Consider the following 12,391-nt stretch of genomic DNA (forward strand, 5'->3'; position numbering starts at 1 on the left):
GGCAAGATGCCTGTCCGGGCTGTTCAAGAATACAGAATATAGAGTAAGAGTAGATTTAATCTTAATTAAATAAGCATAATCTCTAAATAGTTGCCTTTAATCAAGAAAATTCAAGATCTCCAACTTTGCGACTTTGCGACTTTGCGACTTTGCGACTTTGCGGCTTGGCGCGAAACATAATTTATACCACAATTAGAAAATCCCTCCTCATCTAAATAGTGATTAAAATTACCCGCTTAATGATGGTACTAAAGCCAAAGTTTTAGTTTCAGCCAGGAGAAAGCGATCGCAGATAGTAAATAATTCTACCTCCGTTTGTGCTTGTCGCATCATGCGGAGGAAATAACCATCAGTATCAACACTTAAAGCAATGTAGTTAAGAAACATTTTCAGGTAGCCAACCCGCGCTCGTTCTGGCATAGTTGACGCTGTGGGGGTTTGCCACAAGCGGTCAATATAATTACGTACTTTTACTAAAGATACAGGTATAATAGGGTATCCTGCTAAAGCCTGACGAATTTGATCAAACAGCCAAGGATTCCCGATAGCCCAACGTCCCACCATGACACCCGCTGCACCAGTTTGAGAAAGCACCTCCATAGCAGTTGTGGCTGAGTTAATGTTACCATTAGCCAGCACTGGACAATCAACCCGTTTGACGGCTTCAGCAATTAAATCATATTTTACTACCCCGTGGTACATATCTTTGACTGTGCGACCATGTAAACTTAATAAATCAATGTTTTGACGGGCAATTATATCGAGTATTTTATAAAAGTTATCCGTATTTTCAAAGCCTAGGCGCATTTTAACGGTTAAGGGGCGGTCATTCACAACACACCGCAGTTCTGCTAAAATCCGCTCTATTTTTTCTGGTTCTCGTAGTAATCCACCTCCTACATTTTTACGATAGATCCTCGGTGCTGGACAGCCCATATTCAAGTCTATTCCCGCAGTATTATATTTACAGAGTTCCTTTGCTGTTCTTGCTAAATCGGGAACACTTTCCCCTATCATTTGTGCAAAAACTGGGCGACCTGTATCATTTTCCGTGATTGCTGCCAAAATTTTAGGGTTGAGCCGTGAGGTTTCATTTACGCGAAAATACTCAGTAAAAAAGTAATCAGGACTACCATAATGGGCGATAACTTTCATAAACCAGAGATTTGTCACGTCTTGCATTGGCGCAAGAGCAGTGAGTGGTATTCCTTTTTGAAGTAGGGACATAGAAATAAGTAGCTTTTAATCAGGCATAACTGGAGTAAGGAATTGTTTATGAGTAAATTATTTCCACTTTTCTAGGTATATAAGGTGACTATTTGATTTTTAAATATCATTTAGATACAAGTTTCAATTACATCTCTTCTTGATATTTTACCAGCAATGGGGGAATATAATCATAGCCGTCAATACCAATAATGGCGATCATTTTTTGGCGATTTTGTTGTAGTAGTAATTGGAATTCGTCTATACCAATTTGTCCTTTAATAATATTTAGTAAACTAGCTGGTTTTTGCCATTCTTGAGATGCAATTTGCTCTAAAAGATACATTCCTAAACTACCATTGTAAACTGCTTTTTCATAATTAGCAAGATGATAATTAGCCTCGGCTAAATATGCTAAATTTCTGCCTTGTAAATACAAATCACCGGCAATTTGAGCAGTTTTGAAGGCATTTTCTAAATATTTAATTGCTGTTGGGTATTGTGCAGTAATTAAATAAGCAATACCTAAACTACTAAAACATAAAGCTTGACTTTGTAAATCACCTAATTTTTCTGCTAATTTTAACCCCTGTTCTAAATAGTTAATTGCAGTTTCATAAACTTCTGGCTCACTAATTTCTGTTTCTTTGGCTTGCATAACTTCGCTATAACCTAAGTTGACTAAAGCGTTAGCTTCCCCGGTTTTGTCTCCTGTTTGTCTGCTATAAATTAATGCCCGTTGACTATAATTAATGGCTGCGCTATAATTTTGTTGTTGCACATAAGTGCGACTGAGGTGATTAAGATTAGCAATTTCGCAGGTTTTATCACCCGCATTTCTAGCTATTTCTAAAGCTTGTTGATGAAAATTGAGAGAACGATCATATCTGCCTAAACCGCGCTGGGAATAACCCAATAAGGTCAAAATCCGGGCTTTTTCTTGAGTACCTGCTGTTGAACGCAAGGGGGCATCTAAATAATCTAAAGCATCACGTAAATAACTACCAGAAAATGAGGCAAAAATCCCTCCATATAAAGGAAAATAAGGGCATTGGGCGAAATTTCGCAAAATTTGTAGCATGATTTGAGAAGCAGCATTACTATATTTTACTGCTTGATTTTCAAAACCATTTGCTAATTGACTCCAAATTACTGCAAAGGTTAAAAATGTGGAAATAGATAATTTTGGTCCGGCTTTAATATCATAGGCTTGTTGATAGCGAAGCGCTCCGTAGGAATCAAACCAAGTAATTAAACCCCTTTGTAAAAACTGTAAAACTATTGTTAATTCTACCCAATTACTTAAACTAATTCCCTGCTGTTTTTGGGCAAATTCTAGCGCTGATTGTTCTACTGCTAAAGTCTGAAAAAATACTTGGGGAATTTCGCTATTGACTACTTTAGCCCAACTTGCCCAAGGACTATTTTCTCCGGGTAAACCCCCAAATCCTAAAGTATTCTGTTGTTCATACATCCAATTCAGTAAATTTGCTTGTATTCTTTGCCAAGAGGCTATACCATGGGTAATACCTTCAGCAATTTGCCCAAAATCTTCATTAGCAGTTGCAAACTGTTGTAAAGACTTGGCTAACTGTTGCAGTTGGGATAAATTTAATGGATACTTTTGATTAGGATCAATGGCTCGTAATAAAGCTGTTAATCTCTCATCTGCGGTGGCTGTGGTAATTTCCCGCATAGATAAGGATATCGCTTCAGTGGCTTTATTTTGTTCTTGCCACCGTTGCCATTGAGTTTGAATCGTTTTAGCGGCGCGTAAACTCCGGGTAGCCTTGGCTTTTTTCAGTTCATCCGTTTCCGAGTCTACTTGAGATTGTATAATATTGAGGCGATCGCTCAAAACTAACTCAAATACTTCCCCAGTTCCAGAAGTAATACCCTTGAGTAACATTTGATAAACCTGCTCTACAGAGCTAATCTTACCCTTGAGAGTGGTTTGGATAATGTCATCAATTAAAGTCAGATATTGATCACGTAATGGTAGAGAATTTGACACTTTAGCTAATTGTAGCTGTAGCAGCTTTAAGTATTGGGAATTAGAAGCAACTAAAAATCATTCAGGAATCATTATAGCATTTCCTAATCCACCAATGGAAAAATTTATCTGTGTTTATCTGTGTTTATCTGCGGTTAATTCCTGGTTATAGTTTGCTAACTGCTTCCGCAATTTTCCCAGAAACAAAAGGCAAGATTTCCCGACTTTTTCCTTGTTCCTTCCCTTCCGTAAATACCACTAACAGATAAGGACGTTGATTTGGTAATTCAATATAAGCCGCATCATGACGCACCGTGCTTGTCCAACCTGGTTTTGACCAGATTTGACTATTTTCCGGTAATCCACCGCCTAAAAAGCCTGTAACTTGGTCTTCTTCCACATTTTGGGGTAATTCATCAGCATTAAGACCGCGTTTAAGTAACTTCATCATCCCTTGCGATCGCCCACTAGACACTGCCACCCCACCCACGATACTATGTAATAATCTCGCAGTGGCATCTGTTGTTAGCATATTGCGGTTTTCAAACATTTCCCCATAAAACGCCCTTTCCCGTCCATAGGGACCATCACCCCAGGTTTTTTGACAGACATTAATTGCGTTTATTTCCTCCCACCCCAAGGACTGATAATAGCGGTTAACAATCTGACGCTGATATTTCCAGGTTTCAAAAGGACCAGGGGTTAACACAGGACCGGAAGTAGTACCACTGAGAATATCAACAATTAAGCTAGTAGCATCATTACTAGAATCTACTATCATATCCGTCAAAGCTCGGTTTAGTTCGTCCGTTGTTTGACTCATGCCTTTTTCTAGCCATTCTTGCACCGCTACCAGGTAGAATAATTTTACCACACTAGCAGGATAAATACGTTCTCCTCCACGATAGCTAAATCCCCGGACTGGGTGTTCCCAGAAAGCATTGGGAGTCAGCGCACCACCTGTATTAACTGGTGCAGGAGGATCATATACAACCCAAGTCAGCGCAATTTGGTTAGGTGCTAAAGTCGAAAATTTTGCCCAAGTTGCTTCTAATATTTGATTACCGAGATTTTCTAGTTGTTTGTCTTGATTAAAAAAAACCATTTGTGAATAATTTCCTGATATTTTACTAGTGTAATCTTATCATTAGTTATTAGTCATTGATCATTGGTAATTAGTTATTGAGAAATATCTCTTTTTTTTATCTTTTTTTTATCTTACTTTTATTTTCCCTAAATAAGTCCTAAATAAGTTTTAAAGTTAAGTTTTAAAGTTTAGTAAAATCCTATTTAGTAGGTTGGCGTTAAAAATTGTCGTTATGACAAGGGAACTCTTAACTGGGAACTCTTAACTGGGAACAGGGGACGGGGAAGAGGTTTTGGGCAACTTTACTTTTCGTTGCTTATGTCGGTTTTTTCCGTTCACTTATTTAACTAGCTTTTTTATTGTATAAGAAACCTGGAATTTCAGCAGTCATAATTTATTTTATCATGCCTAATTGATTTTTAAAACCTATATTTTGAATCCCTGGTAGTTTATTCATCCTACTTATTGAATTGCGGAATGTTGGCTAAAATCATCTTTTGGTTTTCTCCTTAATATCGGACATCATGACACCTACAAAATGGGACACAATGTAAATAAATATTACAATATCTCCTTTAGTTATTTACTAATTTCCCCGTAACTTGGTATATAAAATAGTTAAGGTTTAATTAAAAAAAAGATAAGAGGAGTTTAAATTATGTCCTCGACTAATATCAATAACCAGGAGAGTGAAAACTCAGTTAATCAGGAGAGTGAAAACTGTCACCAAAAACTAGTGTGGACTTGTGATCCAAATAGTTACCCTCGTTGTACTGCTCAATGGGTAATAGAGTGTGATCTAATGTGCCATTTGCCATTTTCAGAAAACAGCAAAGATGGGTAATATCCTCTGGTTTTCCCGTCAATAGGTTAGGTTGTTTTTTATCCGTCTTTACACTCTATACGATTGTGCCTAATATCTCCGGTTAGCTACTCAAGCCCCAAGGTAAAATAGAATAGTTCAGAACTTTGGCAATAAATTGGCAATAAAATTATGATACAAAAATTAACACTTCTGTATATTTACGAAAATTAAATCAGCAGTTATTATCTAAACTAGAAACGTACATACAGTTACTTACTCAGAACTGATTTAATTTATGAGCAATACTTTGTATAACTTCAGACTGTTAGGCGATCAATTTGAGCCAAATAATACTCAAAGCGCCGCTGCTTCACTAGGGTCTGTAAGTCAATCTTGGAGTAATCTCACCATTGACAGTAGTAGCGATGAAGATTGGTTCAAGATTACCTTGCTAGACACCGGAACAAGCAGCAACTACGTCAAAATTAACTTTCTTAGCAGTTCAGGAGACATAGACCTAGTACTCTATCAAGCAGATGGAACTTACATTACCAGCTCAGCAGGTACAGGTGATGAAGAGTTAATTTCCTTAGAAGAACTGGCTGCGGGTGACTACTTCGTTCAGGTTTATGGTTATAATGGCGCAACCAATACCTATAGTTTACAAACCAGTCTACCAACAACAACAATTACAGGGGATGAATTTGAGCCAAATAATACTCAAAGCGCCGCTGCTTCACTAGGGTCTGTAAGTCAATCTTGGAGTAATCTCACCATTGACAGTAGTAGCGATGAAGATTGGTTTAAGATTACCTTGCTAGACACCGGAACAAGCAGCAACTACGTCAAAATTAACTTTCCTGGCAGTTCAGGAGACATAGACCTAAGACTCTATCAAGCAGATGGAACTTACATTACCAGCTCAGCAGGTACAGGTGATGAAGAGTTAATTTCCTTAGAAGAACTGGCTGCGGGTGACTACTTCGTTCAGGTTTATGGTTATAATGGCGCGACCAATACCTATAGTTTACAAACCAGTCTACCAACAACAACAATTACAGGCGATGAATTTGAGCCAAATAACACTCAACTAACCGCTAAAGACTTTGGTTTAATTAGCGGTATTCGTGAGTGGGAAAACCTCTCAATAACTTCTGGTGATCAAGATTGGTTTAAATTCCGGCTAGGGACTACAGGTAGTGAGGGAAATTTCCTCAAGATAGCTTTTACTCATAGCCTTGGTGATGTAGATGTCAAACTCTATAATGCCAGCAATGTTGAGGTAGCTAGTTCAACCGGGGTTGGAGATGAGGAAGAAATTAGTTTACAAGGACTTGCTGCTGGTGACTACTTTGTTCAGGTCTATGGTTACAATAGTGCAACTAATCCCAACTATTCCTTAACTATCAATGCTCCTGGTGGGGATGCTTACGAAGTAAATAATACCAATACTACGGCGACTAATTTAGGACAAATCACCGGGTTAAGGGTAATTGACAATCTTTCTCTTCATACTTCTAGTGATCAAGATTGGTTTCAATTCACTATAGCTAATGCGGGAACGGAAAGTGATTATGTGCGGATTGAGTTTACTCACTCTCTGGGGGATGTAGACTTCAAACTTTATGACCTCAATGGCATTGAAGTCGGTAGTTCCACAGGCATTGATGATGCTGAAGAAATCAGTCTCGATGGTTTGGCTGCTGGTACTTACAGGGTTAACATCTATGGTTACAATGGTGCCGTTAATCCAGATTATACCTTAACTATCAATGCTCCTCCTGCCACAATTGTTGATACTTTTGAGCCAAATAATACCCGTGCAACCGCCACGAACTTGAATGCATTATTACAGGCTGGAGAACAGATATTAGCATTAGATAATCCCGCTCGTCCTTTATCTATTTATACAACTGGAGATGAGGACTGGTATAAGTTCACCATTGCTGGTGCAGGAGATTATACTCACTATGCCAAAATTGAGTTTGAGCATGATCAGGGTGATATAGATTTTGAACTATATGACGCTACGGGAACTCAACTAGACTACTCTAATTGTGTCACCAACAGCGAGGAAATTAGTCTTGATGGTTTGGTGGCTGGGGACTATTATCTGCGAGTTTTTGGCTATAACAATGCTACAAACCCGGAATACTCTCTTTTTGTTAATGCACCTTGGACTGCGTTAAACCCCTCTGGAGACAGTGCGGAATCTAATAATACCCAAGCAGAAGCGACGGATTTAGGAACTCTAACGAGCGCCTTTAACCGTGGTAATCTCTCAATTCATACTAGTAGTGATGTTGACTGGTTTAAATTTACTTTAGCAACCGCAGGTAATGAAACCAATTCTGTGGGCATTGACTTTACCCATATTCAAGGGGATTTGGATATTGGGCTGTATGATAGTAATGGTAATTTCCTCAGTAGTTCTACAGGGGTAGATAATCAAGAAACGATTTCCCTAGAGGGACTAACTGCTGGCAGTTATTATCTGCAAGTCTATGGTTATAACGGTGCTGTTAATCCTGATTATAGTCTATTTATCAACCCACCTCAAGGGGTAACGGGAGATTGGGCAGAAACGAATAATACCGCTGCAACAGCCAAAGATTTGCGAACTATTAACGGTTGGTGGGATTCTGCTACTGTTAATTCCCAACCCCTATCAATTACCACAGGTGATCAGGATTGGTTCAAGTTTACGATTACCCGTGCTGGTACGGCAGAAAATAATGTGGGAATTATTTTTAGTCATGACTTGGGGGATCTTGACTTGGAGTTATATGACGCAACGGGAACAACCCGGTTGCGTAATTCTAACTCAGTTGACGATTATGAGTTGTTTGACCTCAACGGTTTAGCGGTGGGGACATATTTGCTCAAGGTATTTGGCTACAATGGTGCGACTAACCCAGCATACGATTTAATCATCAATGCACCTGATAGTAATGAACCAGCGGGTGATGCAGCAGAAGCTAATAATACTCAAGCCACCGCTTATGATTTACGGGAAATACAGGGACAATTCATTGCTGAAAATTACTCAATTCATGTAGCCGGAGATCAGGACTGGTTTAAGTTCACTACTGTTGGTCAAGGTAAGGCTGGGGATGCAGTTACGGTTGAATTTGACAATAGTTTGGGTGATTTAAGTTTGTTGGTTATTGGTGCTAATGGTCAACAATATACATCAAACTATAATGCCAACCGTGAGCAAGTTTCTTTAGAAAACCTGGCCCAGGGAACTTACTATGTCAGGGTATTTGGGGCAACTAGCGCGACTGTTAATCCCAGTTATCGCTTGGTTATTGATGCTCCAGAAACCGCTGTTGCGGATGTTATTGATGCCAGTACACCCAATAATACCCAGGTGACTGCATACAATTTAAGGACTATTGATGGTATAGTTACTCAAGAGGATCTATCCATTCATACTAGTACAGATGTAGATTGGTTTAAGTTCAATTTAACAACTGCTCCTGTGCTGGGTCAATCGGTACGGATTAATTTTGAAAATGCTGTAGGTAATCTGGCTTTACAGTTAATCGGTGCTGATGGTCAGGTTTATAATGCTGACACGGGTAGTAATTTTGAAGAAATCTCTTTAGCGGGTAAGGGAATAGGAACTTATTACGTTAGAGTGTCGGGAGTTGGTGGAGCAACTAATCCTAATTACAGTTTAGTGATTGATGGTCCTGCTGCTTTACGACCAGATGCTTTAGAGCCTAATGATTCTCCAGCAGTAGCATACAATTTGCGGAATAGGACAAGCAGAAATGCTGGTAATGACGGCGCTGTTGGTTCTAATGCGGCGAATAATAATGTTTACACAGGTCGTGACAATCCCTATAGCAATGGTTATAATCCCGCTGCTGGAAGTAGTCCTCCTGTTCGGACTGTAACTAACCGGATTGATAACCCACTGGAAAATCTGTCTATTCACACTTCTACTGATACGGACTGGTTTAAGTTTGAACTTAGCGGTAGTGGAGAAGAGGGTCAAGTTGCTATTAGCTTTGATAACAATTTGGGGGATTTACAATTAGAACTGTTTGAGGCTTTTGCGATTAATACCCCTGCTAGTCAATATCAAAGCTATTTAGTGGATAGTTCTAATAATAGTGGTGATAATGAGCAAGTTAGTTTGGCTGGTTTAACAGCGGGCAGTTATTATGTTCGCGTTAGTGGAGTTAATGGCGCGACTAATCCCCTTTACGCGCTTACGCTGAATACTGGTACAATTAATCAAGGGGACTTTGCAGAAGCGAATAACACCATTAGCACAGCTTACGATTTACGAACTGTGGATGGTACTCGTAATCTCAATAACCTGTCTATCCATACGGACACAGATCAGGATTGGTTTAAGTTTACAACATTACGGCCAGGACAAGCAGCTAATAAGGTTCGCATTGATTTTAGCCACGACCAGGGTGATATAGACTTGGTTCTGTATAATCAAAGCGGTCAAGAGATTGGCAAGTCTGAAGGTACGGAAGACTTTGAAGAGATTAGTCTCAATGGTTTGGCTGCTGGAACTTACACGGTTAAGGTTTATGGTTACGATGGTGCGCTCAACCCCCAATATAATCTTTCTGTAATTGCCCCGGACACTTCTGTTGCTGCTGATGACTTTGAACCCAATAATAGTTTTGCTACGGCAACTAATTTAAATTTGGTAGACGGGGTGACTAATATTGCTGCTACTATCCATAGCAGTGATGTGGATTATTTCAAGTTTACCACAACGGCAATAGGCACAAATTCTAATTCCATTAGTCTGCAATTTGAGAATAGCCTTGGTGATTTACAGCTAAAACTGTATCGAGAACAAAACGGTAGTCAAGTCCTGGTTAGCAGTTCTGTAGGGACTAGTAATAATGAAAGCGTTTCTTTGAATGGACTAGCTGCGGGTACTTACTATGCTCATGTCTATGGTAATGGAACTGCTACCAATTCCTATCAACTGAATATTGATGCCCCAACCCAAGGCAACCAACCCAATAACCGCAATGATTGGACGGTAATGGCCTATATAACGGCAAGTGATTTAGACTACTATGCCTTTAAAGATATTAATGAAATGGAGGTGGCTGCTTCTCGTTTACCTAGTACCGTTAATTTTGCGGCTCTTTGGGATCAAAGTTCTCAGGAGACAACTTATGCTACTGGTGGAAGTGCGGCTTGGGGTGATACGGGTCGGGCGATTATTCGGCCGGATACTAATAGAAATACGGTTGTTACTCCTTTTGAACGCATTGGTGAACAAAATACGGGTAGTCCAAATACTTTAGTTAATTTCGTACAATGGGCAACAACTAATGCTCCTGCTAATAATTACGCTTTGGTGATGTGGGACCATGGTGGTGGGGTCTATGGTTTTAACTATGATAACTCTGATGGTACGACTAGTGATAATCTGACTACTAGTGAGTTAGCTACAGCTTTGAATACTCTCAAGTCAGCGGGTATTAATATTAGTGTGCTGGCTTTTGATGCTTGTTTGATGGCGATGGCGGAAGTTGGCTTCGCTTTGAAGGATTACGCTAGGGTGTTTGTTGCTTCTGAGGAAGTTGTGGGTGGAGATGGCTATGATTACACTACTGCCTTTAATACTTTATTCACTAATCCCAGTCAAGTCACTGCTCAATCTCTGGCTTCGGGACTGGTTACGAGTTTTCAAAATCAATATCAGGGAAGTGCAGGTGGAGCAGATACGCTTTCAGCTACTGACACAACTCAATTTAATGCTTTCACAACGGCACTAAGGAACTTTACAACCAGTGTCAGCACTAGTGCCACGGCTAGTGATTGGACTAAGTTGCAAGCAGCCCGTGATTCTGCTACGGGGTTTAGTTACCAAGAGTTCCGGGACTTGGGGCAGTATATGGGAGCGATCGCTAATAATAGTGGTATTACCCAAGTTATTCGCACTAATGCCCAATTGGTAATCACTGCTTTGAATAATTTGGTGATTGCTGATACAACTGACCAGTTTGATACCCAAGGACTGTCAATTTATCTTCCTGCACCTGGCTCAAGTCTCGACAGTAGTTATCTAAATGGTTATCAATCCTTCTTTACGGCTACTGGTTGGAAAGATTATCTCCAAAGCTTTACTACGCGGACTGGTGGCCGGAGTGGTTCTGCTCCAGACTGGTCTTTAGATTGGTCGGAGTCGAATGATTTAGCGGCTACTGCTTATAATTTACAGACTTTGATTGGTGATGGTCATACTTTTAATCGCTTGAATATTCATCAAGCTGGTGATCAGGACTGGTTCCGTTTTACTATTAACCAAACTGGAGCAACTGGCGATCGCGTTAAGGTCAACTATAGTCCAATCAATGGACAAAGTCTATCTCTGTCACTCCGTTACACTAATGCTAATGGTCAACAACAGCAACTTACCTCTAATACTGGTTCGGGACAAGAAATTGTCTCTTTAACGGGGTTGGCTGCGGGAGAATATTTAATTAAGGTGACGGGGAATGGTACAACGGTTGTCCCTGATTACTCTTTGAGTATAGACGCACCGGGAACAGTTACTAATGGCAATGACTGGGTGGGGGCTAATAATCGCTCTGGTAAGTCGGAAGATTTGGGAGTGATTTTAAGTGATTTACGGGTCCCTGGACTGAGGATTGATGCCACAAACCCAGATTTCTTTAATTTTGCTAGTGCCAGAAGTCTCACTGCAAAACCTGGACAAGTTATTGTTAGCATTGCTGGTAGTTCAAGTGTGAGTGCAGAACTTTTCCGGGTGGGAAATTCAACAGCGATCGCTTCTCAAACTGGTACGGGTGAACTAAAAATCCAGTATTCTGCGGAAGATGGGCAAAACTATCAGTTAAAAATCAGTCAACCAAGTGGTCAAGCAGCAGTTGGTTATTCGTTGTTCTTTGACCCATCTCTTGAGGGTACTGCCGGAAATGACACTTTATCCGGTGCTGCTGGGAATGATCTTCTGTATGGATATGCTGGAAATGATCAGATCTTCGGCTTGGCAGGTAATGATACTCTTGATGGTGGTGAAGGTAATGATACCCTTGACGGTGGTGCAGGTACAGATACCTTAATTGGTGGTTTAGGGGATGATATTTACATTGTAGATAGCACCACTGACACCATTACTGAACTTACCAACGCAGGTATAGATACCGTTCAATCTAGTGTTACTTACACTGTTTTGCCTGCTAACGTGGAAAACCTGACTTTAACAGGAACAGCAGCCATTAACGGTACTGGTAACACTGCTAATAACACCATCACTGGTAACGGTGCTAATAACACCCTT

General features: G+C 40.0%; 4 protein-coding genes. 1 reads left to right on the forward strand and 3 read right to left on the reverse strand.

Going from position 1 to position 12,391, the window contains the following annotated elements:
* Positions 1-228 precede the first annotated feature (228 nt).
* From H6F39_RS13130 to H6F39_RS13140, 3 genes are all read right to left on the reverse strand, one after another.
* Entirely contained in the window at positions 229-1,227 is a 999-nt protein-coding gene (locus H6F39_RS13130; protein ID WP_137908653.1) for a tRNA-dihydrouridine synthase family protein, read from the reverse strand.
* Positions 1,228-1,354: 127 nt separating this feature from the next.
* Positions 1,355-3,220: a tetratricopeptide repeat protein gene (locus tag H6F39_RS13135; RefSeq protein WP_190372408.1), complete on the reverse strand. Its 1,866-nt coding sequence runs from the start codon at positions 3,218-3,220 to the stop codon at positions 1,355-1,357.
* 145 nt (positions 3,221-3,365) lie between these two features.
* Positions 3,366-4,304 carry a serine hydrolase gene (locus H6F39_RS13140; RefSeq protein WP_137908655.1) on the reverse strand — a complete coding sequence of 313 codons (939 nt, stop codon included), beginning with the start codon at positions 4,302-4,304 and terminating at the stop codon, positions 3,366-3,368.
* Between the two features lie 1,082 nt (positions 4,305-5,386).
* Here H6F39_RS13140 and H6F39_RS13145 point away from each other — a divergent pair.
* A partial coding sequence (locus H6F39_RS13145; RefSeq protein WP_190396832.1) for a pre-peptidase C-terminal domain-containing protein occupies positions 5,387-12,391 on the forward strand: 7,005 nt, incomplete at its 3' end.

This window comes from Dolichospermum sp. FACHB-1250 (assembly GCF_014696335.1).
In the GTDB taxonomy this organism is placed as follows: Bacteria; Cyanobacteriota; Cyanobacteriia; order Cyanobacteriales; family Nostocaceae; genus Dolichospermum; species Dolichospermum planctonicum.

What these genes read in the sequence shown, in the direction of transcription:
- H6F39_RS13130 (WP_137908653.1), bottom strand. Translation starts at nt 1,227, where the DNA reads ATGTCCCTACTTCAAAAAGGAATACCACTCACTGCTCTTGCGCCAATG.
- H6F39_RS13140 (WP_137908655.1), bottom strand. Translation starts at nt 4,304, where the DNA reads ATGGTTTTTTTTAATCAAGACAAACAACTAGAAAATCTCGGTAATCAA.